13 protein-coding genes are annotated in these 16673 nt (G+C 66.3%); 8 read left to right on the top strand and 5 right to left on the bottom strand.

Annotated elements, in window-relative coordinates; genetic code table 11:
• Positions 1 to 7 precede the first annotated feature (7 nt).
• Positions 8 to 901, bottom strand: a complete 894-nt coding sequence (locus ABC728_RS01460) for a calcium-binding protein (RefSeq protein WP_445376305.1) — start codon at positions 899 to 901, stop codon at positions 8 to 10.
• Positions 902 to 1276: 375 nt separating this feature from the next.
• Positions 1277 to 3022 carry a class I SAM-dependent methyltransferase gene (locus ABC728_RS01455; RefSeq protein WP_445376304.1) on the bottom strand — a complete coding sequence of 582 codons (1746 nt, stop codon included), beginning with the start codon at positions 3020 to 3022 and terminating at the stop codon, positions 1277 to 1279.
• A gap of 158 nt (positions 3023 to 3180) precedes the next feature.
• Here ABC728_RS01455 and ABC728_RS01450 point away from each other — a divergent pair, with 158 nt between their 5' ends.
• Entirely contained in the window at positions 3181 to 4413 is a 1233-nt protein-coding gene (locus ABC728_RS01450; RefSeq protein ID WP_416618658.1) for a glycosyltransferase, read from the top strand.
• Positions 4414 to 4618: 205 nt separating this feature from the next.
• The gene (locus ABC728_RS01445; RefSeq protein WP_416618659.1) at positions 4619 to 6277 is read left to right on the top strand and encodes a tetratricopeptide repeat protein; all 1659 of its coding nucleotides are present in this window, start codon (positions 4619 to 4621) and stop codon (positions 6275 to 6277) included.
• 10 nt (positions 6278 to 6287) lie between these two features.
• On the opposite strand, the gene ABC728_RS01440 is transcribed toward ABC728_RS01445, so the two are convergent.
• A complete protein-coding gene (locus ABC728_RS01440) occupies positions 6288 to 7577 on the bottom strand; it encodes a hypothetical protein (RefSeq protein ID WP_416618660.1) in 1290 nt (429 codons plus the stop codon).
• Positions 7577 to 8518, bottom strand: coding sequence for a hypothetical protein (locus tag ABC728_RS01435; protein ID WP_416618661.1), 942 nt, complete (start codon positions 8516 to 8518; stop codon positions 7577 to 7579). The genes ABC728_RS01440 and ABC728_RS01435 overlap by 1 nt, the downstream gene beginning before the upstream one ends.
• A gap of 356 nt (positions 8519 to 8874) precedes the next feature.
• Here ABC728_RS01435 and ABC728_RS01430 point away from each other — a divergent pair, with 356 nt between their 5' ends.
• From ABC728_RS01430 to ABC728_RS01405, 6 genes are all read left to right on the top strand, one after another.
• Positions 8875 to 9237 (top strand): helix-turn-helix domain-containing protein, encoded by a 363-nt coding sequence (locus ABC728_RS01430; protein WP_416618662.1) that lies wholly within the window; start codon positions 8875 to 8877, stop codon positions 9235 to 9237.
• Positions 9238 to 9274: 37 nt separating this feature from the next.
• On the top strand, positions 9275 to 9691 hold the full coding sequence (locus ABC728_RS01425; RefSeq protein ID WP_416618663.1) for a helix-turn-helix domain-containing protein: 417 nt from the start codon (positions 9275 to 9277) through the stop codon (positions 9689 to 9691).
• On the top strand, positions 9688 to 10851 hold the full coding sequence (locus ABC728_RS01420) for a hypothetical protein (protein WP_416618664.1): 1164 nt from the start codon (positions 9688 to 9690) through the stop codon (positions 10849 to 10851). Before ABC728_RS01425 ends, ABC728_RS01420 begins: the two co-directional genes overlap by 4 nt.
• 4 nt (positions 10852 to 10855) lie before the next feature.
• Complete coding sequence (locus ABC728_RS01415) at positions 10856 to 12220, top strand: CAP domain-containing protein (RefSeq protein ID WP_416618665.1); 1365 nt, start codon at positions 10856 to 10858, stop codon at positions 12218 to 12220.
• A 172-nt stretch (positions 12221 to 12392) separates the two neighbouring features.
• The gene (locus ABC728_RS01410) at positions 12393 to 13910 is read left to right on the top strand and encodes a tetratricopeptide repeat protein (RefSeq protein WP_416618666.1); all 1518 of its coding nucleotides are present in this window, start codon (positions 12393 to 12395) and stop codon (positions 13908 to 13910) included.
• Positions 13910 to 15430, top strand: a complete 1521-nt coding sequence (locus tag ABC728_RS01405) for a mannose-1-phosphate guanylyltransferase/mannose-6-phosphate isomerase (protein WP_416618667.1) — start codon at positions 13910 to 13912, stop codon at positions 15428 to 15430. The genes ABC728_RS01410 and ABC728_RS01405 overlap by 1 nt, the downstream gene beginning before the upstream one ends.
• Before the next feature lie 51 nt (positions 15431 to 15481).
• On the opposite strand, the gene ABC728_RS01400 is transcribed toward ABC728_RS01405, so the two are convergent.
• A complete protein-coding gene (locus ABC728_RS01400) occupies positions 15482 to 16630 on the bottom strand; it encodes a GGDEF domain-containing protein (RefSeq protein WP_416618668.1) in 1149 nt (382 codons plus the stop codon).
• Positions 16631 to 16673: the final 43 nt, after the last annotated feature.

Below are 16673 nucleotides of genomic sequence, written 5' to 3'. Positions count from 1 at the left end.
GCCGGATTTACTTGGCGGTGAACCAGTTGATATCCACACCCGTCAGGCCGACCACCGTGATGGTGGAGCCGTCGGGCAGAGTCAGGACGGTGTTGCCACCGGAAACCTGCGCATTGCTGATGAGGGCACCCAGATCCAGCGAGCCGGACCCGAAATTGGTGCTGGTGAAGCCGATCGTGTCCTGCGTGGGATCGAAGCCGATGATGGTGTCGTTGCCGTCGCCGGGGCTGTAGATGAAGACATCCTTGCCGGCACCGCCGACCATCGTGTCATCACCCAACTCGCCGATCAGGTAGCTGCCGCCGGAACCAGCGACCAGGCTGTCGGCACCGGCACCACCGCCCAGCGTGCTCACGCCGCTGCCACCGATCAAGGTGTCGTTACCGGAACCGCCATTGACGATCGAGCTTTCACCCGAGCGCACAATATCGTTGCCGGAACCGCCCAGGACCGAGTCGTTACCGGAGCCGGTCAGGATCGTCATATCGGCAGAACCGCCGATGATGAACTGCGAACCGTAGTCACCGGCCACCGTCGTGGTGTTTTCGCCTGCGAAGAAGGCCGTGACATTGTTGTCGCCGACATTCGTCAGGATGACGTTCGTGACGCTGCTGTCCGCGACGATGTTGGTCAGCACGCCCGTGGAGCCGCCGGACGGCGCACCGCCATCCACGACCGTCACGACGCCCGCACCGCCAGTCACGGCCTGCGTCACCACCGAACTGGTCGTCACCGTACCAACAGTGACGGGAGCCAGAATCCCCGTGGGAGTGGCCGACACGGACACGACCGACGCCGCCAGCGCCGGCCCCTGAGTGCTGTAAACCGAAGTCAGAACAGATAACTCGGCCTCATTCAGGCCGACAAAGGCTACCGTCTGGCCGCCCGGCAACGTCGTCATAGGACCCCCCAACAAAAATCAACAAACCATGAAACCAGGAGGCACCTTGCATCCCTGGCCGCATAATTGTGAAGTTGCATCACGTACTTTCACTATTCACTAAAACTTTATCAGCCACCGCCTGCTTCCGCAACCACCTATCGCGCTGCAGCGTCCCCCCTGAACAGGGGGCCTGCCGCCCTGAAGGCAAGCGGGCGACGCCGGCCACGATGCGCCAAAGGGCACAAAAACCAAAGGATATCAAAAATATACAGAAAAACCGAAACATGGGACGAAACCGGAAAAGGTATTGCAACGGTTGGTAAAAACCCCTACCTAAAACTTTTGACCTAGGCCAACAGGTTGAACACCCCCTTCCGGTCATTCCCCCATGCGTCAGCCCTTCGCAGATGCAGCAATGGCCAGTGCCTGGGCCACGGGCTCGTCTTCCGCCAGCTTCGGCGTGTCCCAGGCGGCGAACAGATGCTCCGCCTCCGCGAAGGCGCCCAGGAGTACAAGACGAATCAGTGCCAGCTTGCGCGCATGGCGGATGGAGGCTGGTGCCTCCGCCGCACCGGGCGTCACCCAGATGGCGTCCAGGGCGGCCCGCACGGCCGCGGCATCGGCAGCCTGTTCGATCGCGGTGAAGGCCGGGACGGGGCCGGCCGGGATATCGGCGCGCAACAGCCGCTCCAGCAGTGCGACCTCCCCTTCCGCCGCCTCCACCCGGGTCACGCCCTGCCAGAGCAGGTTGGGATTGCGGGTGTTGCGCAGATCGCGGCAAACCGTGGCCCGCGCTGTCCGGCGGAACTGGTCGGGCAGCAGCAATCCGTCGGCGGCGGCTCCTTCCTCCACGGCCGTCAGAAGGGGCGCCACATCGGCACCGCACCCGACGGCGGCGGTCATGAACAGATTGATCGCCGCCATGCACAGCACCTCGGTCTCGCCATCCTCCATACCAACCTTGTGCAGCGCCCGGCGCAGGCCCGCCCCCATCAGCGCTGCCTTGCCCGCGAAAAGGGCAGCAGCCTGTGCATCTCCCTGGACATTGTTGGCCAGCACGGCCCGGAAATAGAGCAGGCCCGCGACATTGCCCGGCATGGCCGACAGCCATTGCTCTGTCGACAATCCCGCGTCCGGCACCATGAGCGATTGCGGCCGGGTGATGTCGATGCCGAATTGCTGACGATGGGCCGCTGCTATTTCTTCGAACAGGGCCAGCGCCTCGTCGGGGTCGCCGCCATTCACCATGTCCTTCATCAGCCGGTAGCGCAGACCCGACAGCAGCGCCGGGGCCAGGTCCGGCGACGCGATTCGCTGCCGCAGATAGCGATGATAATGCGCAGCGTCCAGCAGGCGCGGGGGCGGCAGCGGCGCATTGGATGCGAAGGCGTGCAGGGAGCAGCCCACCGCTTCCACCCTGATCTGCGTGAAGCCGGCGGCCCGCAACGCATGCTCCAGCCCAGCCGCGCTGAACAGGGTCAGATGCAGGCCGGGGCTGGCAATGGGGGCCAGCATGGCCGGCGATGTCAGGGGGTTCAGCGCGGCACCGTCGGGCGTGGTCAGCACGGCCATGCCCTGGTCGCCCACGGCACGCCGCATGGCCGCCAGGAAGGGACCGGGTTCGGGAATATGCTCGACCACCTCCGAGGCATAGGCGATGTCGAACGGCTGCGTCATGGGCGTATCGGCCGTCCAATAGTCGCGCGTGATGTCCAGCCCCAGATAATCACGGCCCAGCGTGGCCAGGCCGGAAGGGTCATACCCCTTGGCTGTCCATCCGAACACTTCCTGGGTGAAATCGCTGACGAAGCCGAATCCGCCGCCGATCTCCAGCATGCGCCGCCCCTCACCCGGCTCCACGAAGCCCAGCGGTTCCAGCATGGGGCGCAGGCCGGCCCCCTGTTCCAGATAGAAATGCAGCAGGGGGGCGTTGGGCAGGTCATCGCCGTGGTAATCGGCGCCCTGCCGGTCGGTGGAAAAGCGGGTGGCGCAACCGGCGCATTGCACGATTACCCAGTCCGCACCGCCGGGCCCCGAACGGGGTAGCACCACCACGGGCCGGTGTCCGCCACCATGGCCGCAGACCGGGCAGGACTGCGCAATGGCGGGGCTGTCTTCGGATTGCCAGATGAACTCCACGGCTCTCTCCCGGTGGCTGGATATCGCTGCCTGTCGCGCAAGGGACTGCGTTGATAACATAAGGATGGCAAAGGTCAGCGGAAAACCCGCTATGATGCCTTTCAGCCATCCGCCTTGTCCCACAGCCATCCCCCCAGCCGCAGGCATTCCAACCGGCGATGTACCGCATCCTGTTCCTGCATAAGGATTTCCCCGGCCAGTTCCTGCATCTGGCCCGCCATCTGGCCGGCCTGCCGGGGGTGGAGGTGCGGGCCCTGGCCAGCGATCCGGCCGCCCCCGTGGACGGGGTCGCCGTCACCACCTATCAGGTGAAGGCCCCAGCCGATGGCCGGCCGCATCCCTATCTCCACCTGCCGGACCAGGCCATCTGGCGGGCCCAGGCCGTGCTGGTGGCATGCGTGGGGCTTCAGCAAACGGGATTCGTGCCCGACCTGGTGATCGGCCACAATGGCTGGGGCGAAACGCTGTTCATCAAGGATGTCTGGCCCCGGGCACGGCTGATCGGCTATTGCGAATTCTACTATCATGGCCAGGGGGCCGATGTCGGCTGCGACCCGGAATTCCCCGCCACCCTGGGCGACGTGGCGCGCGTGCGGGTGATGAACGCCGTCAACCTGCTGACACTGGAAGCCATGGATCGCGGTGTCAGCCCGACACGCTGGCAGCACGGATTGCATCCCGCCGCCTATCGGGACCGGATCAGCCGCCTGCATGACGGCATCGACACCGTGGCCGCCTCTCCCGGCCCGGCCCGGCCGCTGACCCTGCCGGACGGGCGGGTGCTGGCCCCCGGCACACCCATCGTGACCTATGTGGCCCGCGACCTGGAACCCTATCGCGGATTCCACACCCTGATGCGGGCCGCTTCGCTATTCCTGGAACAGGTGCCCGATGCCCATCTGGTCATCGCGGGCGGCGACGGTGTGTCCTATGGCAATCCCCCGCGCGAGGGCGGGAGCTGGCGCACGCGCATGCTGTCGGAACTGGCCGGCCGGCTGCCCCTGGACCGGGTTCATTTCCTGGGGCACGTGCCGCATGACGGGTTCATCAACCTGATGCGCCTGTCCCGCACGCATGTCTACCTGACCTACCCGTTCGTGCTGAGCTGGTCGATGCTGGAGGCCATGGCCTGCGGCGTCACGCTGGTCGCCTCGGCAACGCCACCCGTGCAGGAGGTGGTGGCCCACGGCGCCAACGGGCTGCTGGTGCCGCCGCTGGACCCGGCGGCCATCGCGGCCGGCATCGTGGCGGCGCTGGCCCTGCCGGCATCGGCGCGTCGGGACCTGGGTGCCGCGGCCCGGCAGACCGTGCTGCGCCATTTCGACAGCGCGCAGGTGGCGATGCCGGCCTGGCTCGGCATGCTGCGCCGCGATTTCGGGCTGCCGGATTGACCCGCCCGTGGCGATCACCGGCAATCTCGTATAAGACCAGAACCTGGAAAGTAGAATTTGCCGGGTTCTGGTAAGACGGTGATCACCGGGACACGGGGGGGTATAAGACGCTGGCAAGGATCACCAAGGGGGAAAGCGGCCGGTCACAGGCCGTCATGCCCGCCAGTCCCCCTTGGTAACCATTTCACGGGAAAGGTGCATCCGCGTGGCCCTTCAGACCATGATATCGAAGACATGGAAGCAGTTGCAGGGACTGCGCGGATCCCCCCTGACACGCGGCCGGAAGGCGGCGGAGGCCGGAAAGCTGACCAAGGCCGCCGGCATCTGGCAGGAGGGTGCGCGGGCCGGCGACGGCGAATGCCAGTTCGCCCTGGCCGAGGCGCTGGCGAAGGGGATCGGCGTCCTGCGCGACCCGGGGGGGGCCTTCCGCTGGTATCTGGCTGCGGCCGAATCCGGCCTGGCCCTGGCGCAGACCCGCGTTGCATCCCTTTACGCCCGCGGGATCGGCCATGCCGGGGAGGGCGAGGGGCGGGCCGGCGGTGACGCCCCCTTTTTCCTGGCCCAGGATGACAAGGCGGCCCGCCATTGGGCCCGTCTGGCGGCCGAACAAGGCAATGTGGAAGCACAGGTGCTGCTTGGCTGGCTTCTGAGCCGTGACGGCGGCCCCGGCGTCCCACGCGAGCCCGAGGACGCGGCGCGATGGTATGGCCGGGCCGCCGATGCCGGCAACGCCACCGGCATGGTCGGGCTGGCCAACCTGATCAGCGCCGGGGAAGTGCCCGGCCGCGAGCCGGCGGAGGCCTATCCGCTCTATCGCCGCGCGGCGGACCAGGACAATGCCACGGCCGCCTATTTCACGGGCACCCACCTGCTGAACGGCATCGGCACCGATGCCGACCCGGTGGAGGCACGGCGCTGGCTGTCCAAGGCGTCGGAGGCGGGGATCATTGCGGCCATGCGCCTGCTGGGCCTGCTTTACCTGCGCGGTACGGTCGGCCGCGCCGATCCGGTGCAGGCGGAAACCTGGATCCGGCGGGCAGCCGTGAAGGGGGATGCCGACAGCATGGTCCTGCTGGCCGAACTGCATCAGCAGGGCCGCACCACGGTGCCCAACCGCTCGGAAGCCGTGGTCTGGTACACGGCCGCCGCCGAAGCCGGCAATGCCCGCGCCGCCCTGGCCCTGGGCCAGATCCATCTGCGAGGTGACGGCGTCATCCCCGACGCGGCCCGTGGCCTGCGCTATCTGGAACAGGCGGCGGCCGAGCTGCCGGAAGCGGAATTCCAGCTTGGCATGTGCTTCCTGGAAGGAATGGGCGTGCCGGAGGACCATGACCGGGCCCGCCAGCACATCATGAAGGCGGCGGGCCAGCGCCACGCCGACGCCACCTATAATCTCGGGGTGATGCATTACCACGGCAAGGGCGTGCCACTGGACAAGGAGGCGGCCTTCCGCTGCTACGCCGCGGCGGCCGAACTGGGCAGCGCCTCGGCCCAGTTCCGGCTGGCCTATGCCATGACGCTGGGCGTGGAGATACCGGAGGACCCGGAGCGCGCCATCACCCTGTTCACCCTGTCGGCCCAGCAGGGCCATGTGGTCTCTCAGGTCAATCTGGCCCGCATGCTGCTGAAGCACCGGCCGGACGCCGAGGCGGAACTGGCCGATGTACGCCGGCGGATGGAAACAGCCGCCGCCCAGGAATTCCCCGCCGTCCTGGCCGTCCTGGGGGAGATGGCCTGGCGGCTGGACCAGGATCGCGAAACCGCCATGGCCCTGGTCGCCCGTGCCGAGGCCCTGGGTGATCCACATGCAGCCTATGTCCGCGAAATGGTGACGGCGGCTGCCGGCCCGCTCCCCGCCGCCTGACCCCTGCCGGTCAGGCGAACCGCACCAGCCGCAGCCGCGGCAACAGGTTGCAGGCAAAGATGCCGCAAGCCACGACACCCATCAGGATCAGGTTGAGGGGGAAGGCGAAGAAGTTCAGATAGCCGGGCGCCAGCAGCATGATGGCCAGGAACACATAGAAATGGTGCGACCGGACATAGGCGGCCCCCCGCTCCCGCAGGCTGGTCAGCAGCATGAAGGCCATCAAGACATGGCCCAGATAGCCCCAGTCGGTCAGCCCGCCTACGATCACACCCGGCACCCCGAAATCGGCATAGGCCAGGATCGGGCCGCCAAAGGCCGGGGTATGCCCCGCCTCCGCCAGGCCGGGATAGAACATCTCGTTCAGCAGGATCGGGCCATAGACGAAGGGCTTGTCCGCCCACAGCAGGCGCGGCACCGCGCTGATGATCTCCGTCGCGGAAATCTGGCCATAGAAAAGGTCCGCGACGCCATTGTGATAGGCGCGGATGAAATAGGCGCTGTTGGAGTAGTAATCGAAATAGAAGAAGATATCGACCAGATCGGCTGACCCGAAATTCAACAGCACCGCCGCCGCCATGACCACGCCGACGGCCGCCACCGTGCGGATCTGGATCTTGAACCCATAGATCAGCATGAAGGCAAAGGCCGTGACCGTATAAAGGATGAGATATCCCTTGGAACCCAGCATGAAGACGAAAGGCAGGAAGAACAGCCAGGCCGCGATGATGTGCCAGCGTACCGACAGGGACAGCAGCGCCAGCACATAGGAAACGGCCAGGAACGACACCGACAGCGCATAGAAGGCGCCGGCCCCCGTGCGGTGCATCTGATACCCCGTGCGCGGGCTCAGGATCCAGTTGATCAGCCCGAAGCTCCAGCTTGCCGTGACCACGAAGAACAGCAGGAACAGACCGAAGAACAGGCCGGCCGCCAGCCGCAGCCGCACTGTGGAGATCGGCTGGTAATGGAACTGGTCGATCAGGCCGGCCACCACGTTCTGCCGCGACAAGGCCAGGATCATGGCACCCGCCACCATGTGCCGCAGGGAGAAATGCAGGTTCTCCAGCAGCAGCAGATACTGGTAGGTGCCGTCCAGGACCCCGTCATCGAAATGCACCGACGGCCCGGCGAACAGCCACAGCAGCCGCACCGGCAGCAAGGCCAGCACCAGCACCGAATAGGCATTCAGGAACGGCACCCGTGCCACATATGCGAAAAACCACAGAAAGGCCGGTTCAATCAGGAAATTGAACGCCATGTTCAGGGCGCACAGCAGCACGAGCATGGGATCGGTCATCAGTCGGCCGTCTTGCGCGTGAGATGGACGATGCTCATGTTGCCGAACTTTGCGATGTTGGAAATGGCGGACCAGACGGACAGGGCCCGCAGGAAGGCCCATTCGACCAGACGGCTGCGATTACCCGGCAGGCGGCGGAAATAATCTTCGGGAAATTCCCACAAGGTGCGGATGGACAGGTCATAGCCATGGGTCTCCGCCATGCGCCGCAGCCGGTCCAGTTCCAGCCGGCCCGGCTTCAGCCCGGAATATTCGATTCGCTGCGCCAGGCCGCGCCGGGCCAGCCAGCGGATCACCATGTTGTTCGTGGGCTCCACGAAGATGACATTGTCATAGCCATAGGCCAGCAGCTTATCGATGCTGTGATGCATTTCCGGCGTGTGGTGCAGCGCCTCGAACACGATCACCGGCACCTTGCGGGACCGGATCGGCACGAAATCCAGGTCGGACGTGAACAGGGCCAGTTCGCCGGAATAGCCGAACTGACGCAACTGGTGCGGCACGATTCGCACGGAATGGATGGACAGGTCGCTGGCATAGATGCGGCGCGGGCTGGCGCCCTGCACGATCAACTGACCGATATCATAGCCCGACCCGCAGCCCATCACCGCGAACTCGTCCCCGCCACAGCGTCGGATCAATCCCAGGATGCGTTTGAATTTTCCGGTCTGGAAATAATTATAGTAGCTGCTCCAGGTATGCTTGGCGAGCTGGAGCTTGATCTTCTCCTCGTCCTTATATTCGAACGTGTAGGAAATCTCCCGCTTCTTGTGTTCATCGACCTCGTCAAAGCCCGAAAACTCGATGATGCCGTCGGTGATCCGGAATTCCTGGTTTCCCGTCGTATCGACAACGGAACCATCGCGGACGACGAGATCGGTGGAGCCCGTATAGGGGTTGTACAAGTCCTCGATGAACTCCTGGCTGGGAAGAACCCTCATCGCCTGCACCATACTGTCACCATTCCGTTCAAGATTGCCGGTGTCGTCAGCTTCCCGTGACAGGCCTGGCGGACCAGGGCCTGCCGGCCTTCGGCTTTGCGTTTCGATGACGCTCGGGCATCACGCGGGAAAGCCAGATGGCGACCACGCAAGTCAAGCGCTATTTCAAGGATTGGCATCACGATACAGCTCTGGAAGGCCGGCATCCTATAACGGCGCGCATCGCGCCTGCAACGTTCAGCCATAGCGGTGGGGGCAACGTTGCGTCATCATGGCGGGGACTGTTGCGAAAGAACATTGGCAATCTGTTATAAAGTCGCTTATGTTCGACCTAGACAGAAGTTAGAGGTATTCGGATGTACTCACATCCCCAGCATGGTGGCGGCGAAGAGGTCAAGGAACTGCGCCGGCAGGCCGGTGCCTGGCTGAAGGCGCGCCGGACGGAGGTCGGGCTGACACAGCGGGCGCTGGCGGAACTTGTCGGGCTCGAATATTACACGATGGTCTCGATGATCGAGGCCGGGCGCGGCCGCATTCCGCCGGACAGCTACATGGCCTGGGCCGGGGCGCTGGCGATGGAACCGGCGGCATTCGTCCGCACCCTGATGCAATTCTATGATCCGATCACCCATGCCATCCTGTTCGGGGATGGCACCGTTCCCGGCCGGGACGCCGGTGGATCGCAACCGGCCGGCGCGCCGAAATTCAAGGTCGTCTGAGCCGCTACGGACCATCGATTACGGACCATCGACAGCCATGGGCGAGATCGTCTCCCTCCAGTTCGCGGCATCCAAGGCCGGCCATGGCGATATGGCCGAGGCCGGGGCGCGCGAGCGGCTGGCCGCCGTGCGGGAGCGCCGAACGGCCTGGGGGCAGGCAATGCGCCGGCGGCGGGTGGAGCATGGCTTCACCACCAGGCGCCTGGCGGAGACGATCGGCGTCACCACACCGACATTGATCAGCGCCGTGGAGGCCGGCCGCGGCCGGGTGCCACAGGGGGCGCTGGCCGGATGGGCGACGGCCCTGGGCATGGACCCGTCGCATTTCGCCGCCGGTTATCTGGCCGCCTATGAACCGGATGCCTTCGCCGCGCTGCGCTCCCTGCTGCCGGACGACCAGTCGGGCCGGGACGGGGCGGCGGTCGAGGCCAGCGAAGACAGGGGGCCGGCATGAGCGCGTCGGCCGAGATATTCCGCTTCCCCGGCCGCGGCCAGGACAATGGCAATCCCGGTGGCAATTCGGGAGCCTGGTCCAACCAGGACCTCGCCGATATCTATCGCTGCATCGATCAGTTCGCCCGTCACGGCCTGATCGTGGAGGCGGCATCGGGCATGTCGGACGAGCGGGAACCCTGGTTCGCGATCGAGGATGTGGCCAGCGGCGACGCCCTGCTGCATATCGCGCGGATCGACGGCTTCTTCGTGGTGCATGTGCTGGACGGGGAGAACTGGTCGGGCGAAACGCTGCGCCACGCCCTGTCACAGATCAATATCGGCAGCCTGCAGGCCCTGGCCGGGATTGATACGACGGCCGGAACGGGTCAGGACGCGCCCGATGCCGGCGATACGGACCGCGATGGCAGCCACGCCTTCCTGCGCATCGTCAGCGCCGTCATGGCGGTGCTGAGCGCCGATGTGATCGCCGGTGCCATCAGCCAGGATGCCGTGGCGGCCCCGCCCGCAATGCCGGAGGCGCGGGAAGGTGACGACGCGGCTGGAACCGGCATGGACCTGCTGGATCTGGCCTCTCCTTCCGACGCCCCCTCCGTCACGCATCAGGACCGGCATGCGGTTGCGGCAATGGACGATGATGGCGTATCGCCGACATTGATGACCGCCCTTACCGGTCCCGCCGTCACCAAGCCGGAGGACCATCCGGCCCCGGCGCCCGATCAAGAGGATCGGGGGACCCTGGCGCCTATACCAATGCCCGCCGCCATCGCGGTGGATGCGGCGGAACCGGCAGCAACGGCCATGGCGGAAACCCCGGCCATCACGGACGATGGCAATCTGATCTTCACATACGGGACGGAGCGGGTGCAGGTCGCCCACGGCACGGACGTGTCCTTCACGGGCATCGACGGCAAGGAAGACCTGTTCCTGATCATCCTGGACAGGCAGGACACGGACCTGACCGCGAAATTGGGGAATTTCGAGGAAGGGAAAGATAGTTTGGTGATCGAAAAGGCCCATGACCACGGCACGTCCAGCGCCATCGTCACGGACCTGGGGGCGTTGGTTGCCAATGGTAGTGCGAACATGACCATCATTGGACAGGCCACGGTGGAGATCGACTTGTCGACCGCCGCACACCTGCTGGTCACCGGAGGCTGAGACGATGAGTTTGGCAGCGCAGACGACCCTCTATGCCGGCAGCAACACCCTGTCGGTCGACGAGTTGAACCTCTACCACGCCATCAATGACCTGCGCGTGGCCGGCGGGCTCGCCGCCCTGAAGCCGTCCTATGATCTGACGGTGATCGCGGGCCAGCATGCGGCGGATTTCGACATCAATGTCGGCTATGACAACTGGGCCGTGGCGGAGGTGGCGGCGCGTCCCGTGCCGACCCTGCACCACTGGAGCGACGGGCAGTCCTTTGTCAGTGGCGTGCTGGCCATCGGCCGCGACCTGGCGCTGACCCTGCCGCAGAGCCTGGCGGAAAATGCCGATGGCGTGCTGGCCGGCGAACAGCAATCCAACGTGCTGGCCGACTGGATGGCCAATCCCGGCGCCAGCGCCAATATTCTGTCATCCCGCTGGGACACGATGGGCGTCGGCATCCATGGCGACATGGTCTATGTCACGTTCGGCAATTACGCCGGGGCCACCGATACAACATCTGTCGTCTCCATCACCGGCACGGCAGGCGGCGACACGATCCGCGGCACGGGCTGGGCCGACACGATCAGGGGGCTGGGCGGCAACGACGTGTTCATCGCTCCGGGTGACGGGGACCGGGTGGACGGGGGCACCGGGCTGGACCGGCTGGTCCTGTCCGGCACGGCTGACAGTTACAGCATCACCCGCGTGACGGAAGATGACGGCACCTGGGCGCTGATCACAGGGGCGGAGGGACAGATCCGCATCCAGAATGTGGAATATGTGCAATTCGCCGACGGCATGATCGATAGCGGAAGCTGGGGGGAGTACCTGACCAGCGTGCGGTTCGACGCCGATTTCTATGCCCGCAGCAATCCCGACGTGGCCCATGCCGTCGCCATCGGCGCGCTGGACAGCATGGAGACCCATTTCTGGTCCTATGGCAAGCATGAGGGGCGCGACCCCGCCGCCTTCTTCGATACAAGCTATTATCTGGCGCAATATCCCGACATCGCCCAGGCATTGGAAGCCGGCGTCCTGAACAGCGCTTTCGAGCATTACATCCTGTTCGGCCAGTTCGAGGGACGCAACCCCAACGCCCTGTTCGACAGCGAAAGCTATCTGGCCCTGAACCCCGATGTGGCGGTGGCGGTCGATGCCGGCTATGTCGGTTCGGCCATCGATCATTATCTCAGCTTCGGCCGGTACGAGGGCAGGCTGGCCACCGACGCCTTCAACGAGGCATTCTATCTGACCCACAATCCGGACGTTGCGGCGGCGGTGGCCGTCGGCGCCTTTGACAGCGGCCTGACCCATTACCGGCTGCTGGGACAGTTGGAAGGCCGGGAGCCGTTCGACCTGTCCGGCCTGCTGCCCGCCTGACCGCAGCCTGCCAAGCCCCCCTTTTCTCCCGATAGCGCCGGGCGGAGCCTGCAGGGCTTCTCCGGTGCCGGCGGCCTACGCCCATCGAACCCCTGTTCATCGCGATTCCAAGCCGTTATCGTGCCTGGGCCGGGATCAAGGGCCGGCATCGCCGGGGAAGGACGATAAGAACATGACCGATATCAGCATTGGCGTTGACGGCAGCCCCGCGGACCGGGGCCGGATGGCATTGGATGCCGGCAGTTACGCCGACGCGGTCCCCCTGCTGAGGGAAGCCATCCTGGACGATCCCGGCGACGCCACCTTGCGCGCCGACCTGGGGGTGGCGCTGGAGAATATGGAGGATTACGACGGTGCCGCGCAGGCCTATGCCGCCGCCGCCGCGCTGGAACCGGAGAATCCCATCTATCACTTCAACCAGGGGGCCGTGGCCCAGGCCCAGGGCCGCGGCCACGATGCCGCGAACCATTACCTGGACACGCTGGAACGCGAACCCATGTTCGCGGAGGCCTATTACAATCTTGGCACCCTGTTCTATGAGGCCGGGCATCCGGAAATCGCGGCGGAGCATTATGCCAACGCCCTGAAGGCCCGGCCGCATTATGCGGAAGCGGCCAGCAATCTGGGGCTGACACTGCGCCGGCTGGACCGCATGGACGAGGCGATCGACCATTTTCGCCTGGCGCTGCGCCTGCGTCCCGATCTGGCCACGGCCCATTCCAACCTGGGCCTGACCCTGTCGGAGGCGGGCCAGTATGACGAGGCACTGGCCTGCTTCGCCCAGGCTTTGTCGATGGAGCCGAACAGTTCGTCCCTGCATATCAACATCTCGCTGGCCTGGCGCGGCGTCGGCCGGCTGGACATGGCGGCCGACGCCGCGCTGAAAGCGTTGCGTCTGGCGCCGGAAAGCGCGCCGGCCCAGGTGGAGCTGGGATCGGTGGCCGCGGGCCTGCATCGCACGGGCGACCGCGCGGCCCTGGACGCGCTGCTGTCCGAATGGCGGGCCATTGTCGGCCAGTCGGCCCAGCTCGACCATGTGACGGCCGCGGTCGGCGGTGCGCCCGTGCCGCCGCGGGCCAGTGACGCCTTCGTGTCACAGACCTTCGATGCGTCGGCCCGTCGCTTCGACGAGATGATCGGGGCCCTGGGCTATGCCGTTCCGGCCGCCATCGGGGCCGCCCTGCTGAACCATGCCGGGCCGGGTGCTGCCGATCGCGACATCCTGGATGTCGGCTGCGGCACCGGCCTGCTGGCACCGCATCTGGCTGCCCATGCGCGCGCACTGACAGGTGTGGACCTGTCCTTTTCCATGCTCCAGCTTGCCGCGCGGCGCGGCGGCTACACCGACCTGGAGCAGGCGGAGATCGGGGCCTATCTGATCGCGCGGCCCCGCAGTTTCGACATCATCACGGCCGGCGATGTCTTCTGCTATTTCGGTGATCTGGGCGGGGTTTTCCGCTCCGCGGCCGCCAGCCTGCGCCCCGGCGGCCTGCTGCTGGCCACGGTGGAGGCTGCGACGGGCCAAGCCTATACCCTGCATGAGGGCGGGCGCTATGCCCATGATCCGGCCTACCTGCAGGAATGTCTGACGGGTGCCGGGCTGGATGTGTTGGAACTGTCCCCGCTCGTCCTGCGTTATGAAGCAGGCCAGCCCGTCGAAGGCGTGCTGATCGCCGCCCGCCATCCCTGATGCCGCCGGCCGGCCCGCACGTCGCGGGCCGCACCCTGGCGGGATCGTTCCGGTTCCGTATCGACCCCCGCGTGCAGCCCATGACCAACCTCACCCCCTCTTCCGCCATCATTCCCGTGCTGTTGTCCGGCGGGTCCGGTTCGCGGCTATGGCCCGTATCGCGGGAACGGTTTCCCAAGCAGTTGCTGAACCTGTGCGGCGAACGCACGATGATCCAGGAGACGGCGTTACGGGTGGGGGGCGACCATGGCTTCGCCGACCCGATCGTCATCTGCAACCAGGAACACCGCTTCGCCATCGCAGAGCAGTTGCAGACGGTGGGCATCCGCCCGACGCATCTGGTGTTGGAGCCGTTCGGCCGTAACACGGCACCGGCGGCGGCCGTGGCCGCGCGTCTGGCGGCCCAGCGCGACCCGGCGGCACTGGTGCTGCTGCTGCCGGCCGATCATGCCATCCTGTCGCCGGAGGCCTTCCGCGCCGCCATCGCCACGGGGGCCAGGGCGGCGGCCGATGGCCGGCTGGTGACCTTCGGCATCCAGCCGACCAGCCCCGAAACCGGCTATGGCTATATCGAGAAGGGAGACGGGCTGCCGGGGGCCGAGGGCGCCTTCGCCGTGCGCCAATTCGCGGAAAAGCCGGCCCTGGCCGTGGCCCGGACCTATCTGGAAGGCGGTCGGCACCTGTGGAACAGCGGCATGTTCCTGTTCCGTGCCGATCGTTTCGTTACCGAACTGGAACGCCACGCGCCAGAGGCGCTGGCCGCCGCCGACGCCGCCATTGCAGCGGCGCGGGTGGATCTGGACTTCCTGCGCCTGGATCCGGATGCCTTCGCCAAGGCCCCCAACATCTCCATCGATTTCGCGGTCATGGAGAAGACAGACAGCGCCGCCGTCGTCCCCTGCGATATCGGCTGGACCGATGTCGGCGCCTGGAGTGCGCTGTGGGAGATCGCGGGCAAGGACCAGATCGGCAATGCCGTGCTGGGCGACGCCATTCTGGTCGACGCCCACAGCAATCTTGTCCGCAGCGAAGTGGGGCTGACGGCGCTGGTCGGCGTCAAGGATCTGGTCGTCGTGGTAACCGACGACGCCGTGCTGGTGGCCGACCGCAACCGGGTGCAGGACGTGAAAACAGTCGTCGACAGGCTGAAGGCCGATGGACGGACGGAACGGCTGGACCATCGCCGCACCTACCGGCCCTGGGGCTATTCGCATCTTGTCCATACGGGGCCGGGGTTCGAGGTGCGGCGCCTGACGGTGCGCCCCGGCCACAAGATTTCCCTCCAGCGCCATGAACACCGGGCCGAGCATTGGGTCGTCGTGCAGGGCGAGGCCAAGGTGACGCTGGGGGACACCGTGCGCACCGTCCATGTCAATGAAAGCGTGTTCATCCCCGCCGGCCAGCCGCACCGGCTGGAAAATGACGGCGCGGTCGATCTCTGCCTGGTGGAGGTGCAGACCGGTGATCCGCGCGGACAGGACGATGTGATCCGGATCGAGGACCATTACGACCGTCCCTGACCCCGCATTTCCCCCGCCTTCACCCGCGGGGGCGGCCCCCGCCACCCGACATCACGCCAGGCCGATGGCCATCTGGCGGGCCGCCTCCGCCCCGGTCAGGACGCGCACGCGGTTGCGTCCCAACCCCTTGGCGACATAAAGCGCGGCGTCGGCACGGGCGGTCAGGTCGGTCAGCGACCGGTCGGACGGGACCAGCATGGTGACCCCGATGCTGGCGGTGAAGGAGGGCAGGCCCAACCCGCCGCCATCGGCTTCCAGCATGGCCCGCAGCTTTTCCGCCACCAGCAGTGCCCCCGCCTCGCCCGCACCTGGCAGGATGATGGTGAATTCCCCACCGCCCGTGCGGCCGATAAGATCGCCCTGCCGCAGGGAGGCCTGGATCAGTTCGGCCGTGCGCACCAGCACGCCATCGCCGACCGCATGGCCGAACCGTTCGTTGATGGATTTGAAATGATCCAGATCGACCAGCAGGCAGGACAGTTCCGTCCCTTCCCGCCGGGCCCGGATCAGCGCCGTTTCCCCGAAATCCATCAGGTGGCGGCGGTTGGCCAGCCCCGTCAGCGTGTCGCGCAGGGCCATGTCGAGCAGCCGGCCGGAATAAAGCCGCATGCGCACCAGCATGGGGCGGAAGATGAACAGCGCCTCCACCAGCAACGTGGTCAGCAGAATGGCCAGCACGATGCGCTGGGCCTGGCGGAGCCATTCGATGCGGGCGTTCGCCTCCTGCTCCAGCAGGGTGACGGCGCGATCCAGTGCCTGGGGCAGGCTGTTGCGGGCCGCCTCGTGGAACCGGGCATAGGCCAGCGGTTCCCCCGTCCGCAGGAAATCGCGGGCTTCATCCAGAAAGGCGCGCACGGCCGGGTCCAGCGGGGCCGGCCCTTCGAAATAATGCGCGGACAGCGCCGGGGACGGTGTCTGGTCGATGCCCAGGTCGCCGCCCTTCACCAGCGCGTCCTGTGACCGGGCCATCAGGTCGATGGCGGCAGCCAGCGGCTGGCGGGCCGTGGCGTCCCCGGCCTGCAGGTCCGTGCCCAGCAGGGCGATGCGCTGCGACAGCATGCGCTGGCGGCCGGCGACATTGATGATGGTGGCGGCATCGCGCTGCCGGGCGATGACATGGTCCAGCAACAGATGCACCCCGCCCGACAGCAGAGTGATCAGCGTCAATGCCACCAGATAGCCGGCCATGAGCCGGGACAAGACATGCCGATCCGCCGTCAAGGGCACCTCCCGTACCGACCGA

The organism is Niveispirillum fermenti (assembly GCF_052474395.1).
This window is presented reverse-complemented; position numbering and strand designations above follow the sequence as displayed.

Excerpts from the sequence above, each read along its gene's own strand:
- ABC728_RS01460 (WP_445376305.1), bottom strand. The coding sequence starts at position 901 with ATGACGACGTTGCCGGGCGGCCAGACGGTAGCCTTTGTCGGCCTGAAT.
- ABC728_RS01450 (WP_416618658.1), top strand. The coding sequence starts at position 3,181 with ATGTACCGCATCCTGTTCCTGCATAAGGATTTCCCCGGCCAGTTCCTG.
- ABC728_RS01440 (WP_416618660.1), bottom strand. The coding sequence starts at position 7,577 with ATGACCGATCCCATGCTCGTGCTGCTGTGCGCCCTGAACATGGCGTTC.
- ABC728_RS01435 (WP_416618661.1), bottom strand. The coding sequence starts at position 8,518 with ATGAGGGTTCTTCCCAGCCAGGAGTTCATCGAGGACTTGTACAACCCC.
- ABC728_RS01430 (WP_416618662.1), top strand. The coding sequence starts at position 8,875 with ATGTACTCACATCCCCAGCATGGTGGCGGCGAAGAGGTCAAGGAACTG.
- ABC728_RS01425 (WP_416618663.1), top strand. The coding sequence starts at position 9,275 with ATGGGCGAGATCGTCTCCCTCCAGTTCGCGGCATCCAAGGCCGGCCAT.
- ABC728_RS01420 (WP_416618664.1), top strand. The coding sequence starts at position 9,688 with ATGAGCGCGTCGGCCGAGATATTCCGCTTCCCCGGCCGCGGCCAGGAC.
- ABC728_RS01415 (WP_416618665.1), top strand. The coding sequence starts at position 10,856 with ATGAGTTTGGCAGCGCAGACGACCCTCTATGCCGGCAGCAACACCCTG.
- ABC728_RS01410 (WP_416618666.1), top strand. The coding sequence starts at position 12,393 with ATGACCGATATCAGCATTGGCGTTGACGGCAGCCCCGCGGACCGGGGC.
- ABC728_RS01405 (WP_416618667.1), top strand. The coding sequence starts at position 13,910 with ATGCCGCCGGCCGGCCCGCACGTCGCGGGCCGCACCCTGGCGGGATCG.